The 16,823-nt window shown below is 68.6% G+C and carries 13 protein-coding genes; 6 read left to right on the top strand and 7 right to left on the bottom strand.

All coding sequences use genetic code 11. The annotated features are described in order from the left end of the window. Positions 1-12: 12 nt before the first annotated feature. The 3 genes from ACWIGU_RS09695 to ACWIGU_RS09685 are packed head-to-tail and all read right to left on the bottom strand — an operon-like array spanning position 13 to position 3,673. Entirely contained in the window at positions 13-1,086 is a 1,074-nt protein-coding gene (locus ACWIGU_RS09695; protein ID WP_454399164.1) for an NAD-dependent epimerase/dehydratase family protein, read from the bottom strand. Next, on the bottom strand, positions 1,083-2,468 hold the full coding sequence (locus ACWIGU_RS09690; RefSeq protein ID WP_454399162.1) for an O-antigen ligase family protein: 1,386 nt from the start codon (positions 2,466-2,468) through the stop codon (positions 1,083-1,085). The genes ACWIGU_RS09695 and ACWIGU_RS09690 overlap by 4 nt, the downstream gene beginning before the upstream one ends. A gap of 47 nt (positions 2,469-2,515) precedes the next feature. After that, entirely contained in the window at positions 2,516-3,673 is a 1,158-nt protein-coding gene (locus tag ACWIGU_RS09685; protein WP_454399160.1) for a glycosyltransferase, read from the bottom strand. A gap of 355 nt (positions 3,674-4,028) precedes the next feature. Here ACWIGU_RS09685 and ACWIGU_RS09680 point away from each other — a divergent pair, with 355 nt between their 5' ends. Then, complete coding sequence (locus ACWIGU_RS09680) at positions 4,029-5,504, top strand: sugar transferase (protein ID WP_454399158.1); 1,476 nt, start codon at positions 4,029-4,031, stop codon at positions 5,502-5,504. Positions 5,505-5,598: 94 nt separating this feature from the next. Here the strand turns inward: ACWIGU_RS09680 and ACWIGU_RS09675 are convergent, their stop codons facing one another. Then, the gene (locus ACWIGU_RS09675) at positions 5,599-7,068 is read right to left on the bottom strand and encodes an oligosaccharide flippase family protein (RefSeq protein ID WP_454399156.1); all 1,470 of its coding nucleotides are present in this window, start codon (positions 7,066-7,068) and stop codon (positions 5,599-5,601) included. Positions 7,069-7,473: 405 nt separating this feature from the next. Between ACWIGU_RS09675 and ACWIGU_RS09670 the strand changes: the two genes are divergently transcribed. From ACWIGU_RS09670 to ACWIGU_RS09660, 3 genes are read left to right on the top strand one after another with little or no spacing between them, the layout of a single operon-like run. Beyond that, on the top strand, positions 7,474-8,427 hold the full coding sequence (locus tag ACWIGU_RS09670; protein ID WP_454399154.1) for a UDP-glucuronic acid decarboxylase family protein: 954 nt from the start codon (positions 7,474-7,476) through the stop codon (positions 8,425-8,427). A gap of 2 nt (positions 8,428-8,429) precedes the next feature. Next, positions 8,430-9,461: a UDP-glucose 4-epimerase GalE gene (gene galE / locus ACWIGU_RS09665; protein WP_454399152.1), complete on the top strand. Its 1,032-nt coding sequence runs from the start codon at positions 8,430-8,432 to the stop codon at positions 9,459-9,461. Positions 9,462-9,481: 20 nt separating this feature from the next. Then, positions 9,482-10,867, top strand: a complete 1,386-nt coding sequence (locus ACWIGU_RS09660) for a UDP-glucose dehydrogenase family protein (protein WP_454399150.1) — start codon at positions 9,482-9,484, stop codon at positions 10,865-10,867. Positions 10,868-11,085: 218 nt separating this feature from the next. On the opposite strand, the gene ACWIGU_RS09655 is transcribed toward ACWIGU_RS09660, so the two are convergent. The 3 genes from ACWIGU_RS09655 to ACWIGU_RS09645 form a co-directional block, all read right to left on the bottom strand. Continuing rightward, positions 11,086-12,027, bottom strand: coding sequence for a glycosyltransferase (locus tag ACWIGU_RS09655; RefSeq protein ID WP_454399148.1), 942 nt, complete (start codon positions 12,025-12,027; stop codon positions 11,086-11,088). A 96-nt stretch (positions 12,028-12,123) separates the two neighbouring features. Then, positions 12,124-13,062 (bottom strand): glycosyltransferase family A protein, encoded by a 939-nt coding sequence (locus ACWIGU_RS09650; RefSeq protein ID WP_454399146.1) that lies wholly within the window; start codon positions 13,060-13,062, stop codon positions 12,124-12,126. 52 nt (positions 13,063-13,114) lie between these two features. Then, on the bottom strand, positions 13,115-14,431 hold the full coding sequence (locus tag ACWIGU_RS09645) for a glycosyltransferase family 4 protein (protein ID WP_454399144.1): 1,317 nt from the start codon (positions 14,429-14,431) through the stop codon (positions 13,115-13,117). 337 nt (positions 14,432-14,768) lie between these two features. Between ACWIGU_RS09645 and ACWIGU_RS09640 the strand changes: the two genes are divergently transcribed. Continuing rightward, a complete protein-coding gene (locus ACWIGU_RS09640) occupies positions 14,769-16,232 on the top strand; it encodes a polysaccharide biosynthesis tyrosine autokinase (RefSeq protein WP_454399142.1) in 1,464 nt (487 codons plus the stop codon). Positions 16,233-16,235: 3 nt separating this feature from the next. Next, positions 16,236-16,772: an arsenate reductase/protein-tyrosine-phosphatase family protein gene (locus ACWIGU_RS09635; RefSeq protein ID WP_454399140.1), complete on the top strand. Its 537-nt coding sequence runs from the start codon at positions 16,236-16,238 to the stop codon at positions 16,770-16,772. The last annotated feature ends 51 nt before the right edge of the window (positions 16,773-16,823 follow it).

The raw sequence follows: 16,823 nt of genomic DNA, 5'->3' as shown, positions 1-16,823 counted from the left end.
GAACGTTCCTTTTCACCGTGCTGGGACCCACCTGTCCACGTTGGCCTCGTACGTTTCCTTCATGATCACGGGCACGTCGTGCGTCAACCGCCACTCCGGATAGTGCTGTTCGAAACGCGCGTTGGAGCTGATCCACCAGATGTGGTCGCCGGCCCGGGGCGTATCGACGTGCTCGATGAGCATCTGGTTTCCCGAGATCTTCTCGGCCAGCGCGATCGCTTCGAGATTGGAAGCGTTGGAGTGCCGGCCGCCGCCCAGGTTGTACACCTCGCCGCTGCGCGGGTTGCGGAAGAACGCCTCGAACGCGGTGACCACGTCATGGCTGTGGATGGCGTCCCGCACCTGCTTGCCCTTGTACCCGATGAGTTTGTAGGTGCGCCTTTCCATGGCGCAGCGCATCACGTAGGCGAGGAAGCCGTGCAGTTCAGTGGCGGAGTGGCCCGGACCGGTGAGGGTGCCGCCACGGAAGCAGGCGGTCCTGAGTCCGAAATAGCGGCCGTACTCCTGGACCATGATGTCCGCGGCCACCTTCGAGGCACCGAAGACCGAGTGCAGGCAGGTGTCGATGGACATGTCCTCGCTGATGCCGTCCGCGTAGTGGTGGCCTGGGGCGACCTCCCAGCGCGTCTCCTGCTCCACCAGCGGCAGGGAATTGGGGCGGTCGCCGTACACCTTGTTGGTGGAGCAGTGGATCAACGGGGCGTCGATGCAGTGTTCGCGAACGTTCTGCAGCACGTTGAGTGTGCCGCCGGCGTTGATGTCGAAATCCATGAACGGGTCGCGTGCCGCCCAGTCGTGGGACGGCTGCGCCGCGGTGTGGATGACGACGGCGATGTCCCGGCCGAACTTGCGGAAGACGGACGCGAGCCCGTCCCGGTCGCGAATGTCCACGTCGTAGTGCTCATAGGACGTGCCGAGGTCCAAGGACAGACGGTCCACGTTCCATGCGGTGGACGCCTCTTTTCCGAAGAACCGCGCACGCATGTCGTTGTCGATGCCGATGACATCGAGTCCCAAGCGTGCGAAGTGCCGTACCGCTTCCGAGCCGATCAGACCGGCCGAGCCGGTCACCACTGCGACACTCATTCAATCGCCTCCTGAGGAGCACTGACCAAGGTGTTCTGTTCCGGATTCCGCCGGAGACGGGCCCGTCGTGACCGTTCGCCGCCGAGCAGGATTCCGGCCGCCCAGAAGAAGGGGGCGGCGCCGAAAGGAGCTTCCAGGATGACGCCCAGCAGGGCGACGATGAGAAGAGAGATCACCAACAGCACACACAACGCCGTCAGCTCGTCAGGGGGCCCTCTGCGGACGGTTCTGACGGTAATGGTCAGAAGACCGGCCAGCAGAGCGACGACAAGGGTGAGACCGACGAAGCCCAGTCGGGCAAAGGTGGTGATCAAGTAGTTGTGGGGGGAACGCACTCCGATTCCCCGGCCGATGGGGAGGTCGCCGTTGGACTGCTGGAGAAAGTCCGGTCCGAACCCCACACCGACCGATGCCCGTGCGGTATCGGCCAGGGTGTATGTCACGACCCGCTCCCACGCGATCTCTCGTGCGCGTTTGGTGCCTTGAGCGTTCTCCACGATCTGGGAAGACGAAGTGGCACGTTCGTTCAGCGCGAGGAGGCGTTGGCCGGCCGGAGACATCGGAAGCGCCACTGCGACGGCAAGGACCGTGATCACTCCGATGAACACCGCGCGGGGGGTGAGACGGCCGTTCGTGCTCGCTCTGAACATGACGGCCACTGCCACACATGCGGCGCACGACAGAAGTCCGGCTCTGTTCACCTGAGCCAGGCCTGTGACGAGCGCCGCGATCGCCACCGACATGTGCAGCCAGAACCGTCCCTGTCTCATCCGCAGGATCGACAGGCCCGCCAGCAGACCGAGTACCGCCACGTCGAAATCGGTCCTGATCTCGAAGACGCGTGTACTGCCCACCTCGGGCAACGTCGCGACGAATTCCGGTGCGAGCGTCGCCACCACCATCCACCCGAGGTGCAGCAGAAGTCCGCCGTAGATCACCCGGACCGTTCGCTCTCTGCCGCGGTCGTCCGCCCTTTGGTAGGCGCCCGCGGACAAGTAGGCGATCGCGGCATAGGCGAAAGGCGCCGCGTCACGAGCGGCCGTCTGTACATCACCTTGCACGTCAAGCAGCCGGAACGCTGTCACCACTAGCAGTATTCCGACCAGGATTCCCGGCCCGTAGATGCGATCGGGCCGTTTCCCGGAAAGCAGTCGTGACAAGGCGGCCTGCAGGAACGCCGCACACAGCAGGAGATCGCCGATGTAGAACGGCCCCACATGCATGTGGGAAACCCAACGGCCTCCGGTGAGCAGAACGGCGACCGCCACGACTCCGGCGATCGTCTTGTGGTCAGCGGTGGGCTTTCGGTCGGTCAACTGACTTTCGGACGGACGGCGGCCCGTGCCGGTACGTCCGGCCGGGACGGTCTTCGGGTACGCCAAGTCCACTCTCGTTTCCACGAGTCACTCGCCCTTCTTGGCGGACCTTCCTACGCGGGCGCCGTGATGCGGCCGTTGGCGACGCCTGCGGCCTCGTACGCCTCGGTGATGCGGGTGATCCAGGCCGGCTCCGTGTAGTGGCCGGCATACACCTGCCGGCAGCGGGGGCGCAGCGACGGGAAGCGAGTGGCCGCCTCCGTCAGGACCGGGGCGAGAGGCTTGTCCCACTGTGTGACCAGGCCGGTTCCGTGTTCACGAACCGCCTCGGCCACCGACGAGCCTTCGAACGCCAGGACCGGAAGCCCGGCCGCCAGAGCCTCGACATGCACGCAGGGCGCGACTTCGTACCAGCGGCTGGGAAAGACCAGGCCCCGATAAGAAGGCATCCGCCGGCACAGTTCGGACCGGTCGAGGTGGCCGACGAAGCGGACGGAGGCGGGGGCCGCCGCGCGGCAGTCGGCGAGGAGTTCGCCGTCGCCGACGACGTCCAGCGGTTCGTGAGCCGGCCACTGACGCAGCAGTTCCAGGACGCCCTTCTCGGCCGTGAGACGCCCGGCGACCAGCCAGCGGCCGTTGTCGTCCCCCGGCGCCTCGGCGGACTGCGGTGCGTCGACGAAATTGGGTACGAGCACCAGGCGTTCGGCAGGCACACCAGCGCGCAGGTACGTCCGCTCGCTCAGCCGGGAGTTCACGACGATCCGGTCCGCCCGGGCCAGCAGCGGGTCCCGCGCATGACCGTGCCGTCCGGCCCAGGCCAGCGGCAACGTCGCGGCCCGGGATTCGCGGTAGCAGCCGTACCGCAGGGCTGCCCAGGGCTCGCCGTCCGGGCAACGCGTACACGCGGCGCCCGCACGGTAGAGCGTCGCTGCGGCGCACAGCGGCCGGTAGTTGTGCAACGTGGCCACGAGCGGGCCGTCCCAGTGCCGTACCCAGGAACGCCCGAAATTGGGGAACAGGTTGTGGACGTGCACCATGTCGGGGGCGTACGCGCGAAGCCGGGCGAGCGGGTTGTGGCCTCGGCCGGACGCCACTCGCGCCGCTGCCCGCAGCGGGTAGAGCGGATCACTCGCCAGTTCGTCGGTGTGGGCCGCGAACAGCTCGACCTCGTGGCCCGCCGTACGCAACGCACGCACCTGGTCGCGTACGAGTGCGTTCTCTCCGCTGGGCGTTGCGGAGGTGTAGAAGCTGTGGACCACGGCGATCTTCATCACAGGGCGCCTTCTGTCATTTCGGGCATGAGGGACAAACTCGCCTAACCGGTAATCCCTGCAGAGGCTTTGGGGAGGGCGCTGCGGTGAGTCCACCCACCTGGCGGAGCGACGCGCCACGGACGCCGTGCCGATGCTGCTCATCGGGTGATCGTTCTCCCCGACCGAGCGTCGCCACCCGGCCCGGCGTGCCCCCGTCGGACACACTCGATCGCGTCCGACGCCTGCCCCACCTCGAACGATGCCCCGGTCATGACCGCGACCATCGTCGGATTCATCCCGTGGACAGGTGCACGGACCCAGGGAAATCCGTTGAAGCCGGTTGGAGAGGGTGACCGTGACTGTTCAGGGAGACGTGCCTTATGTACCCCTGCCAGGGCGTACGCAGGTGCAGTCCGACCGTGAGCCGCCTCGTACCAGACGAAGACTGCACAGCAAGCCCACCTGGTATCTGCCGACAGCGCCGGCCGTCGACGCGGCGGGGGCTGCCGGGGGGACGTACACGGCCTTCCGGCTGGCCGGCGAGGCGCATGCGGGGTGGTACGCGGTGGTAGTGGCCGCGGCCTGGGTCCTGGTACGGGCCTCGCGCTCGCGGTACGCCTGGCGCAACATGGGAGAAAGCGGCAACGCCCACTCCACGCCGCGGGACTGGCTGATTCTGGTGGGGCTGCTCACCGTGCTGAAAGCGGCGACCGGTGAGGCTTCCCCGTTCCCTCTCGTGCTGGCCGGTCTGGTCGGGTGCCTCCCTGTCACCGCGGCCTGGCAAGAGCTGATGCTCCGTCATCTGCTGGCCCGGCGCCGTGCCGGACGATCCATCAGCCGGGCTCTGGTGATCGGTGAGGCGGTCGCCGTCGATGGTCTGCTGAACCACCTCGCGCGGCGCACCGACCACGAATTCGTCGCGGTCGGGGTGTGCCCGATCGGCGACGACAACCCCAACCCGGTGGCCCCGGTCACCGGACGGCTGGGCAAGCAGACCCCGCCGCGACCGTCCGACGACTCCGCAACAGTGCTGGCGGCGGCCCGGAGGCTGCAGGTGGACCTGGTCCTCGTCGTGTCCGGACCGGGCATGGACGGTGAGCGACTGCGACGGCTGTCCTGGGCCGTTCACGGGGACGGCCGTCCGCTCGTCGTCGTGCCCGGCCTGACCGAGGTGGCGCAACGCCGGGTCAGCGTCTCGTCCGTGGCCGGTCTGACGATGCTTCATGTGATCCCGCCCGTCCGTCGCGGCGCCGCCCTGCTGCTGAAGAACGTGACGGACCGGATCGGCGCCGCGTTGCTGCTGATGCTGCTCGCCCCCGTGTTCGCGGCCGTGGCGATCGCCGTACGACTGGATTCACCAGGAACGATCCTGCACGTCCAGACCCGCGCCGGGCAGGGCGGCCGCCACTTCAGCCTGGCGAAGTTCCGCACCATGGTCGCCAACGCCGAGCAGATGAGGCCGGAGCTCACCGGGACCAACGAGCAGGACGGACTGATGTTCAAGATCCGCCATGATCCCCGGATCACGCGCGTGGGCCGTGTGCTGCGCCGCTACTCACTGGACGAACTTCCCCAGCTGTTCAACGTGCTGCAGGGGCACATGTCCCTGGTGGGTCCGAGGCCGCCGCTGCCCGACGAGGTGGCGAAGTACAACGAGGTGGAACTGCGACGGCTGAGCGTCAAGCCGGGACTCACCGGTCTGTGGCAGGTCAGCGGACGCTCCGACCTCTCCTGGGACGAGACCGTCGCCCTGGACCTGCGCTACGTCGACAACTGGTCCCCCTCCGCCGACCTCGGCATCCTGTGCCGGACGCTGCGGGCCGTGGTCGAGGGCAATGGCGCGTACTGACGGCCCGCCGGGCCGGGCTCTGCCCGGCGTGCCGGGGGCCGGTCCGGCACACGCGTGGCCCCGCGTCGCGTCGAACGCGACCACGCGGCCGTGATCAGCGCCGGAGTGCGGCGGGCAGCACGCTGCGTTCCCGGGCGACACGCACACCGTGCAGTCGTCCCCCGTACCGCACACAGCACAGCACCAGCGCGCCCGCGACCGCCAGCTTGGCCGTGAGGACCAACGCCGCAGGGCTACTGGCCCCGAGCGCCTGCTGGACGTACCACAGGGCGAGCCAGATCAGGCCGGCGAGAGCGGCAGCCTGTGCGTATGCTTCCGCGACCAGCCGCCGGGTGGTGGGAAAGAGGCGGCGCAGCCACACGTGGAACAGGGCCTGTTTGACGAGCTGGCTCACCAGCACCACCACCATGAGCGCGTGGAGTCCGCCGCCGAGGTTCAGCGCGAGGGCAGCACCGGCGACGAGCGCCGTCAGCTGCACCAGATGGATGACCAGTTTGGGTCCCACCACACCCATGGCCTCCACGACGGTGCCCGAAATCTGTGCCACCAGACCGAGCACGCTGGCCAGGCCCAGGATCGGGACCAGGTCCACGCTGCCTTGCCACTGGCCGCCGAGCAGCAGTGCCACCAACTGCTCGCTGCTCGCGCCGATCACCGCCCACAGGGGGAAGAGGACCAGTGTGGTCACCGACGTGCAGTCGGCGTAGGAGGCACCGAGCCGGCTGGTCTCGTGCTGCATGCGGCTGAGGCCGGGCAGGAGAACCTTGCTGGCCGCCTGCTGGATCTGTTGCAGCGGATACGACGCCAGGAGCCCGGCGCGGTCGTAGAGCCCGGCGGCGGTGACGCCCACGTAGCGGCCGATGGCGAGCTTGGCGAAGTCCCCCGTGACGTACTCCACGAAACCGTTGGCCGATACCTTCCCGCCGAAGCGCATGACGTCACGCATGGCACGCACATCGAAAAGCGGACGCAGCGAGTGCCGGACCAGGAGGTAGGACAGAAGGCTCAGCAGCAGCGTCCATCCGAGTTGGCCGTAGACGAGGCTCCAGACGCCCGCGCCGAGGAGCGCGGACAGCAATGCGACGACGCAGTAGCCGACGACGAAGGAGAAGAAGTCGGTGAGGGCGACGGCCCGATATCGCATCCCCCGACTCAGCAGCCCGTTGGCGGTGGTGCCCAGAGCCCCGATCGGCATGCCCAGTGCGAGCACTCGGATCATGCTGGTCAGGTCAGAGGGTCCGTGGGCCAGCTCTTGACCGTACGGCGCCATGAACCAGACCGCCGCGTAGGAGCAGGTGCCGAGGGTGAGGGCCAGGGCGAAGATCACGCGTACGTCGCGGCCGGTGAGTGACGGGCGCTGGACCACTGCGGAACCCAGGCCGCTCTGGGCCAATTGGTGAGCCAAACGCGGCATCAGGTATGCCAGCGCCATCAGCCCGAAGTCCTCGGGGGTGAGCAGTCGGGCCATCGCGGCCGAAAAGGGAATCTGGACGGCGGCGCAGGTCACGCTGGTGAGATAGGTCCAGCGCATGCCGCGGACCGTGACGGACGTCAGTTGCGTCATGGGGTCACCGGGGCGTCGGATTCCATGGGGGCTCCTCGTGTGTGCCTCGTGCGGGCAGGATCCTCTCGCGGTGCTCGGGGGGAGCCACGGCGGCCACGCGAAACCCGGGGCGAAGTAGCCCCGGAGGCGTAGTAGTCACACAGGTGGTGAGGTGCGCGACGCGCGAAGCGTCCATTCACACATGCGGGTGATCGACCCGTTCGCGGCGACGGCTTTCCGCCTCGTCGCATCCCCTATTCCAAGGGCTGTGTCGCCTTATCACCGGATTCCTGCCTTCTTCCGAGTAGCGGCCAAACAGTGCACGGTCCCGGCCGCGTCCGAAGAAGAAGCAGAGGTGCGCTCATATCCTTTTCGAGGTTTTAGGGGAATGTCTCCACCCCTTCCTACATTTCTGGAGAAGAATCCATGCGCGTTGCCGTAACCGGTGGGGGCGGTTTTCTGGGATCGCACCTGTGTGAGGCATTGCTGCGGCGCGGGGACGCCGTGGTGTGCCTCGACAACCTGAGCACGGGCCGGCCCGAGAACATCGGACACTTGCGGAAATACCCCGCGTTCGAATTCGTTCATGCCGACGTGAGCGTCACCGCGGAAGTCCACGGTCCGGTCGACGCCGTCGCGCATCTCGCAAGTCCCGCGTCACCGCCGGACTATCTGCGGCTGCCCCTGGAGACCCTCGCGGTGGGAAGCCGGGGCACCGAGAACGCCCTCGAACTGGCCCGGCGCAACAACGCCCGGTTCCTGCTCGCCTCGACGAGCGAGGTCTACGGCGATCCGCTGGTCCACCCCCAGGTGGAGGACTACTGGGGGAACGTCAACTCGGTCGGACCGCGCAGCGTGTACGACGAGGCCAAGCGGTACGCCGAGGCCGTCTCGACCGCCTACCACCGCAGTCACGGCGTCGACGTCGGGATCGTCCGGATCTTCAACACCTACGGCCCGCGCATGCGCCCGCACGACGGCCGGGTCGTGTCCAGCTTCATCGACCAGGCCCTCGGCGGCGAACCGCTGACCATCTACGGCGACGGCAAGCAGACCCGCAGCTTCTGCTACGTGAGCGACCTGGTCCGCGGCCTGGTCGCGATGCTGGACTCGTCCGAGACCGGGCCGTTCAACCTCGGGAACCCGGAGGAGTGGACGGTGTCCGATCTCGCGGAGCTCGTCCTCGACATCACGGGCTCGGACTCGGAGATCCAGCACCACCCGCTCCCCGTGGACGACCCGGTCCGCCGCCGCCCGGACATCACCCGGATCCAGGAACGCTTCGGCTGGCACCCGGAAGTACCGGTCGAGGACGGTGTGCGGCGGACGGTGGAGTGGTTCAGAAGCCAGGCGCACGACGACGCCGGCGAGGAGAGCTGACCATGCCCGGTGACACCACCGTCCTGGTGACCGGTGGCGCCGGTTTCATCGGCAGCCACACCTGCGTCGAACTCCTCGACCACGGCTATGACGTGGTGGTCGTCGACGACTACTCCAACAGCTCGCCCGGCGCACTGGAACGCGTCGCGAAGACCGCCACCCGCCCGCCGCTCGCCGTCCACGAGACCGACCTGCTCGACCGGCGCGCGCTCTCCCGGGTGTTCGACGAGCATCACATCGACGCCGTCATCCACTTCGCCGCGAAGAAGGCCGTCGGGGAGTCCGTCGAACTGCCCGTCGAGTACTACGACACCAATCTCGGTGGCACCACGGCACTGCTGCGCGCCATGCGCGACCACGACGTCCGCCGCCTGGTGTTCTCCTCGTCGTGCTCGATCTACGGCAACGCCACCAAAGTGCCGCTCACCGAAGAGGACCCGGCCGGCCCCACCAACCCGTACGCCACCTCGAAGTGGCTCTGCGAGCAGGTTCTCGCCGACACCTGCCGTCACCTGCCTGAGCTCTCCGTGCTGGCCCTGCGCTACTTCAACCCGGTCGGCGCGCACCCCAGCGGACTGCTCGGCGAGGCGCCCAGGTCAGCCGTGCCCAACAACGTGATGCCGTACCTCGCCAAGGTCGCCGCCGGCCGGCTCCCGAAGCTCAGCGTCTTCGGCGACGACTACCCCACGGCCGACGGCACGGGGGTGCGCGACTACATCCACGTGATGGACGTCGCCGAAGGCCACCGTGTCGCGCTGGAACACCTCGACGACGACAGCGGCATGCGCGTCTTCAACCTCGGTACGGGACGGGGCACATCGGTGCTCGAACTCGTCGCCGCGTTCCAGCGCGCCTGCGGTACGCCGATCCCGTACGAGATCACCGGCCGCCGCCCCGGTGACGTGCCGGCCCTCGTCGCCGACCCGAGCGCCGTGGCCCGGGCCTGGAACTGGACCACGACGAGAGACCTCACCGCGATGTGCGAGGACGCCTGGCGGTTTCAGGAGCTCAACCCGTCCGGCTATCCGAACTGACACCGAAAGAGGCGAGAGAGATGCGACTGACCGTCATCGGAACGGGATACCTCGGTGCGGTGCACGCCGCGTGCATGGCAGACATCGGGCACGAGGTGCTCGGCGTCGACATCGACGCCGAGAAGATCGCGGCTCTCGGAGAGGGCAGGGTGCCCTTCTTCGAACCAGGTCTGCAGGACGTTCTCAGCAGAACCGTCGGCTCGGGGCGCTTGCGCTTCACCACCTCCCTCGACGAGGCGGCCGACTTCGGCGACGTGCACTTCGTCTGTGTGAGCACTCCGCAGCGCCGGGACTCGCCCGCCGCCGACCTGCGGGCGGTCGACGCCGTCATCGACGGGCTGGCGCCCCGGCTGCGCCGCCGCTGCCTGATCGTGGGCAAGTCCACGGTCCCCGCGGGAACGACGGCCCGGCTCACCGCGCGCGTCCAGGAGCTCGCGCCGGAGGGCACGGAGGTCGACGTCGCCTGGAATCCGGAGTTCCTGCGGGAGGGTTTCGCGGTCCAGGACACGCTCCGCCCGGAGCGGCTGGTGGTCGGCGCCCTGTCGGGGCGGGCCGACCAGACCCTGCGCGAGGTGTACGCGCCGATCCTGAACACCGGCGTGCCCTACATCAGTACGGACCCGGCGACCGCCGAGCTGGTGAAGGTCGCGGCGAACTCGTTCCTCGCCACCAAGATCTCGTTCATCAACGCCATGTCCGAGGTCTGCGATGCCACGGGTGCCGATGTGACCACCCTGGCCGAGGCCCTCGGGTACGACACCCGCATCGGCCGCCGCTTCCTCTCCGCCGGCCTCGGCTTCGGAGGCGGGTGCCTCCCCAAGGACATCAGGGCGTTCACGGCCCGCGCCGACGAACTCGGCGTCGGCGGCGCGGTGTCGTTCCTCCGTGAGATCGACGAGATCAACGTCCGGCAGCGGCGGCGCACGGTCGCCCTCGCCCGGGACATGGCGGGCGGAGGATTCGCCGGCCGTCGCATCGCCGTACTCGGCGCCACGTTCAAGCCCGACAGCGACGACGTCCGTGACTCGCCCGCCCTTGCCGTCGCGGCCGCGATCCACCGCGAGGGCGCGGAGGTACGGCTTCACGACCCGGAGGGAATGGACAACGCGCGTGCCGTCCTGCCCCTGCTCGGATACGCCCCCGATGCGGCCAAGGCGTGCGAGGGCGCGGATGTCGTGCTGCACCTGACCGAGTGGAGCGACTACCGCCGGATCGACCCCGCCGCCCTCGCCGCCGTGACACCCGCGCGGAAGATCCTCGACGCGCGCAACGCCCTCGACGCGGCACTGTGGCGGTCCGCCGGATGGACCCTGCGGGCGCTCGGCCGCCCGATGCCGTCCACCCTTCCGAGCCAGCAGACGGCCGTCGACCACGCGCCGCCGGTCTACTCCGCCGAGCTGGGCTGAACCTGTCTGAACAGCACACCTGGAGCCGGAGACCGCGTGACGTGGTCTCCGGCTTGCTGTTGACCGGGCAGATGTCGTTCGCCTGGGCGGCGGCGGATCCGATTACGGCTCAATTCCTGTCCGTATCAGGCATGTTGTGAGCGCGGTCGATGTGCACTACCCGGACTCGACCGGTCGTGGGCTTCCTTCGCCGGATCGTGGAACGCGGTCCTGGAGACTCAGCTCGCGCCGTGGGCAACGGCCCTTGGCGTACGACGAACCGAAAAATGCGCCGCGATGCGGCGCATCGTGTACCACGGCCGGGCCGCCAGGGCCAGAGCGCACAGCGTGGTCGCCCTGACGTACCGTCCTTCCATCGCCAGCATGCCGGCGTCACGAAATCGCCTCGCCGCGCCGTCGAGTCGCCGCTGTGTTCTCGTGGGGCGGTACGAGGACGCAAACGATTCCAGGTCGGGTGTGGGCCTGCCTTCGAGCCGGGCCGTGGCCCGCTGCTCGACGAAGCGCGTGAGCATCTTCATCTCGTCGTGTTGACGGGATGTCATGGCGTTGCTGTGCACTCGGTAGGCGCCGAGCGGCCGCATGACCGTGGCAACCGGTCCAGCCACGGCCAGCTGGGTCATGAGCTCGAGATCCGCGACGGGCGGAAGTGACTCGTCGAACCCTCCCGCGGCCCGTACGGCGTCGGTCCGGGCGATCAGGGAAGAGATCGGGAACGGCATCAGTCGACCCCGCTTCATCCGCTCCCGGGAGTCGGCGTCCCGAGCTTCCTGACCGTTCTGGCCGAGCATGCGGCCGTTTCCGGACAGATACTGGAAGACCGCGCCTACGGCCACGACAACGCGGTCGGTCTCGAGGGCGCTGATCTGCTCGGAGAGCTTCTCCGGATACCAGAGATCGTCAGAGTCGAGGAAGGCCACGATCTCGCCCTTCGCGAGGGTGAGACCGCGATTGCGGGCGGCGGCGACTCCCCGGTTCGGGCCTCGGTCGACCCGAACGCGCTCGTCGGCGATGCCTTCGGCGATCGCCGCGCCGCCATCGGTGGACCCGTCGTCCACCACGATGACTTCGAGATCCTTGTGTGTCTGGCCGAGGACGGACGCGAGACAGGCTCCGATGTACTTCTCACTGTTGTACAGGGGGATGATCACTGATACGAGCATGGCTGCCTCTTGAGGGTTGGGGTGGAAGACCGCCGGGAGGCGACGGCCTTGGTGGAGAGCGAGTTCCGGCCGATGCCGCCCTTCGCCGAGCCGGCTTCAGCTCCCGCCGTGGGCAGCAACGGCACTTGGTGTACGGCGAACCGGAAGACGCATCGCGATGCGGCGCAGCGTGTACGACGGCCGGGCCACCAGGGCGACAGCGAACAGCACGGTCGCCCTGACGTACCGTCCTTCCATCACCAGCAGGCCGGCGTCACGAAAGCGCCGTGCCGCGCCGTCCTGCCACCGCTGCGCCCTCGTGAGGCGATATGAGGACGCAAACGATTCCAGGTCGGGTGCGGGCCTGCCTTCGAGCCGGGCCGTGGCCCGCTGCTCGACGAAGCGCATTTGCAACTTCACCTTGGCGTGTTGACAGGAGGAGAGGGAGTCGCTGTGAACTCGGTAGGCGCCGAGCGGCCGCATGACCGTGGCAACCGATCCCGCCAGGGCGAGTCGAGAGATGAGGTCGATATCGTCGACCAACGTGAGTGACTCGTCGAACCCTCCAGCGGTCCGCACGGTGTCAGTCGATGCGATCAGGGCGGAGTTGATCGGGAACGGCGCCAGCTGACCCCGCTTCATCCGCTCACGGGAGTCGGCGTCCCGAGCGTCCTGACCAGCCCGGCCCAGCAGGCGCCGGCCGTCTCTGGACAGATACTGGAAGACCGCGCCGACCGCGACGACGTCGCGGTCGCTCTGAAGGACGCTGATCTGCTCGGAGAGCTTCTCCGGAAACCAGAGATCGTCAGAGTCGAGGAACGCCACGATCTCGCCCTTGGCGAGGGCGAGACCGCGATTGCGGGCGGCTGCGGCCCCGCGGTTCGGGCCTCGGTCGACCCGAATACGCTCGTCGGCGATGCCTTCGGCGATCGCCGCGCCGCCATCGGTGGACCCGTCGTCCACCACGATGACTTCGAGATCCTTGTGTGTCTGGCCGAGGACGGACGCGAGGCAGGCTCCGATGTACTTCTCTCTGTTGTACAGGGGGATGATCACTGATACGAGCATGACTGCCTCTCGAAGGTTCAGGGTGCGTCAGGGGCGTACATCACAGCCGGGGGCCACGCTCGACGGGCAGAACGGCGCGGTAGAGCTCTTCGGCGGTTTCCGCCTTCGCCGTCCACGTGTGTTTGCGCGCCCACGCCAGCGCGGCCCGCTCCATGCAGTGACGTGTCTGCTGATCGTTCAGCACGCCGCTGAGCGCCCACGCGAGGCGTTGGGGCAGGTCGGCGGGGTCGCCGAGAGGCACGGAGACCGCCCCGCCCGGCGCCGAGAAATCGCTGATGCCGTGGTGGCCGAGATGGACGACGGGGAGGCCTCGGGCCCACGCTTCCAGGGTCTGCGTGCTGGAGGAGTCCCGCAGGCTGGTCATCAGGAACGCGTCGGCCTCGTCACAGGCGGTGAACACCTCCTGCCGGGGCAACAGGCCCCGGAATTCGACGGATTCACCCACTCCCAGACGCAGAGCGAGCTGTTCCAGGGACGGCCGCAGAGGTCCGTCCCCGAGGATCACGAGGCGCGCGTCGGGGATCTCCGACCGCAGATGTGCGAGCGCCCGCACCGCCAGCTCCGGAGTCTTGCGCGGGTGCAGCCTGCCGACCCACAGAAGGGTGGGCGGGCGACCGGACCGAGCCGCCCGAGGCTGTGCCGGCTCCCGGATCAGCGACTCCTGGATGCCGTCGGCCAGCATCAGACGGGTGGCGGTACGGCTCAGGCGGCCGACCCGTCGCTCGGTGTCCCGGTTGGTGGCCAGCACCACCGCCGCCTCGCGGAGTGTCGTGCGGCAGGCCGGTCGACGGCTGAGGCAGCGCACCCACAACCAGGTCCGCAACGCCTCCTGCCGGTAGGAGGCGCCCAGGTAACGCCGGTGACTGTGCGGTGCGATCTGGCCACCGCCGACGGGACCGAACACCAAGGGCGGTCCGAGGTGACGCAGGGCGGAGCCACCTTGCAGTGATCCGTACGAGACGTGGTGCACAAGGTCGGCTCTGTCGAGCCCGTGGCTGCGGGCGTACGCCAGGGCCCGGCGCTGCCATCCGTCGTAGCGCCGGACTTCCGCGGCCATGTCGCTCAGCGGGCCGGGCAGCAGGCCGGTCCACCGGGGCGCTCGTGGTTCCGGGATGACGTGCAGTCTGATGCGTTCGCCCACCGCCCCCAGGTCCGCCACTCGCCGCTCGGCGTGCCGCACGCTGTCGAACTCGGGGTGCGTCAGGACCTCCACGGTGTGCCCGCGGCTCGCGAGTGATTCGGCCCAGCCCCAGCCGATGGCCGGTTCGCTGCCGCGCGTCGGATCGCAGGTGAACGCGACCAGCACGATGCGCAGCGAGCGTGACGCGGGGGAGCCGTCCGCGGGCTCCTGTGTCATGGGGTCGAGATCAAGAGGCCCGGCCTCATTGACGATTGTCCTACGCATGAAGACCTGTCCATCCGCTGTGGGGCCCGTCCTGGCGCCAGGCATTTTGCTGTGGTGCGGCCTGCGATTCAGCGCCGAAGCCTTCTGCGTGCTCCGTTTTGGGTTGTTTTCCCCCGATCGGCCTCGGGCTTCGGCCAGACGGATTGAACGGGCCCTGCGAAGGGGGAATCTTGCGTGCCCGAGCTGCCGTGGCTCCCCGAGGCATGGGTCTGCTGTGCCTATCGTGAGCGGCGCATTGAGTGGTGAAACCCAATAAAAGGCATATTCCTAGCCCTGTGAGGGATACCCGTTGGACCTTCGTGGATATCTCAAAGTACTCGCCAGACGCTGGCCCACCGTCCTGATCTGTCTGCTGGTGGGTATCGGCGTGGGTGTGACGGTGACCGCGCTGACCACGCCGGTCTACCAGGCGCAGACCCAGCTCTTCGTCGCCACCCGAACCGGCGCGGACACCGCCGATCTGAACAACGGTCAGAGCTTCTCGCAGGCACGTGTCCAGTCATACGCGGCGATCGTCGCCACCCGCCAGGTGACGCAGCCCGTGATCACCGAGCTGGGGCTGGAGTACACGCCGGAGGAACTCGCGTCCCGCATCACCGCCGAGGCCCCGCTCAACACCGTGCTCATCAACATCACGGTCCGTGACACCGATCCGGCACGTGCGGCACGTATCGCCGACGCCGTCGCACAGCGCTTCGTCACCGTCGTCGAGAAGCTGGAGACACCGAAGCAGGTCCAGACGCTCGCCAGGAAGCCCGGCGCGTCCTCCCCTCTCATCTCACCGGTCTCGCTCGGTGTCACCCAGCAGGCGAGCATCCCCGAGGATCCCGTCTCGCCGAAGTGGTTGCTCGACCTCGTGGCCGGACTGTTCGGCGGGCTGCTGCTCGGTGCCGGAATCGTCGCACTGCGCGAGGCACTCGACACCACCGTCAAGACCAGCGATGCGCTCGCAGAGCTCACCTCGCTGCCAGGTCTCGGTTCCATCCCCTATGACAGGGGCTCGGCCCGGCAGCGGATCGCGATGGACGCCGCAAGCACCTCTGCGCGCGCCGAGGCCTTCCGCAGGCTGCGGGCCAACCTGCAGTTCGCGCAGGTCGACGATCGGCCGCGGGTGATCGTCGTGACCAGCTCGGTGCCCGGTGAGGGCAAGACCACCACCGCCGTCAACATGGCCCTCGCTCTTGCCGACGCGGGTATGCGGATCTGCCTGGTCGACGCCGACCTGCGCCGGCCGTCCGTGGCCGGTACCTTCGGGCTGGTCCAGGACGCCGGACTGACCACGGTGCTCATCGGCCAGGCTGGTATCGAGGATGTGGTGCAGCAGGCCGGAGGCCGTCTCACGGTGCTCACCAGCGGTGCCGTGCCGCCCAACCCGACCGAACTGCTCGCCTCCGAACGAATGGAGGGGGTGCTTCGCGAACTCGCCGGCACCTACGACATGGTCGTCGTGGACAGCGCTCCTCTGCTGCCGGTCGCCGACACCATCGGCTTGGCCCCGCTCGCGGACGGGGTGCTGTTCGTCGTACGCGCCTCCAAGACCGGTCGCGACCAGATCCGCAGCGCCGCCGAGTCGCTCAGCCGGACGGGCGTGCGCATCCTGGGCACCGTGTTCAGCATGTCCGCCGGCTTCAACGGCAAGGGGTACGGCTACGGGTACGGCTACGCCCCGGCGGATGTGCCCGTGCCGCGTCCGGCCGCCGGGCACGGGAAATTCGCCGAGGCCGCACCGCGGTCTCCCGTCGGCGAGAAGTAGGCCGTGACCGCCTTCGAAGTGCTCTTCGTCTGCACCGGCAACCTGCACCGCTCGCCGGTCGCGGAACGACTGCTGGCCGCCGCGCTGCCGGAGCCGGACTTCCGGGTCCGCAGCGCGGGTACCGGTGCCCGGCCGGCGCCGATGGACCCCCTGACGAGCGCGATTCTCACCGAACTCGGCGGCGACACACGGGAGTTCACTGCCCGGCCGTTGAGGGCCGGCCAGATCGAGCAGGCCGATCTGGTGCTCGGCCTGGAGCGCTGCCACCGGGAGGCGGTGGTGCGTCTTCACCCCCTGGCGATGCGCCGCAGCTTCACCCTGCGGGAGTTCGTCCGGCTCACGGACGGGACGAGGTCCGGCACCCCGCACGAGGCGGTCCGGCTGGCCGCGTCCCGGCGCGGCATGGCGGTTCCCCGGCCGGACGAGTCGGACGGTATCGCCGACCCGGTCGGCGAGCCCCCCGACGTGCACAAGGCGCGGGCCCTGGAGGTCCGCGACGCGGTCCGGGCGCTGGCCGGGATCCTGGCCGCCTCGCCCTGACGTCCCGTCGCCGCTTCAACAAGCCGCTGCCGCGGCACCCGGTTCACGGGT

The organism is Streptomyces sp. NPDC055400 (assembly GCF_053644375.1).
This window is presented reverse-complemented; position numbering and strand designations above follow the sequence as displayed.

Bases quoted from the DNA above. Each gene is read 5' to 3' on its own strand.
- ACWIGU_RS09655 (WP_454399148.1), bottom strand. From the start codon at position 12,027: ATGCTCGTATCAGTGATCATCCCCCTGTACAACAGTGAGAAGTACATC.
- ACWIGU_RS09685 (WP_454399160.1), bottom strand. From the start codon at position 3,673: ATGAAGATCGCCGTGGTCCACAGCTTCTACACCTCCGCAACGCCCAGC.
- ACWIGU_RS09670 (WP_454399154.1), top strand. From the start codon at position 7,474: ATGCGCGTTGCCGTAACCGGTGGGGGCGGTTTTCTGGGATCGCACCTG.
- ACWIGU_RS09675 (WP_454399156.1), bottom strand. From the start codon at position 7,068: ATGACGCAACTGACGTCCGTCACGGTCCGCGGCATGCGCTGGACCTAT.
- galE (WP_454399152.1), top strand. From the start codon at position 8,430: ATGCCCGGTGACACCACCGTCCTGGTGACCGGTGGCGCCGGTTTCATC.
- ACWIGU_RS09695 (WP_454399164.1), bottom strand. From the start codon at position 1,086: ATGAGTGTCGCAGTGGTGACCGGCTCGGCCGGTCTGATCGGCTCGGAA.
- ACWIGU_RS09660 (WP_454399150.1), top strand. From the start codon at position 9,482: ATGCGACTGACCGTCATCGGAACGGGATACCTCGGTGCGGTGCACGCC.
- ACWIGU_RS09645 (WP_454399144.1), bottom strand. From the start codon at position 14,431: ATGACACAGGAGCCCGCGGACGGCTCCCCCGCGTCACGCTCGCTGCGC.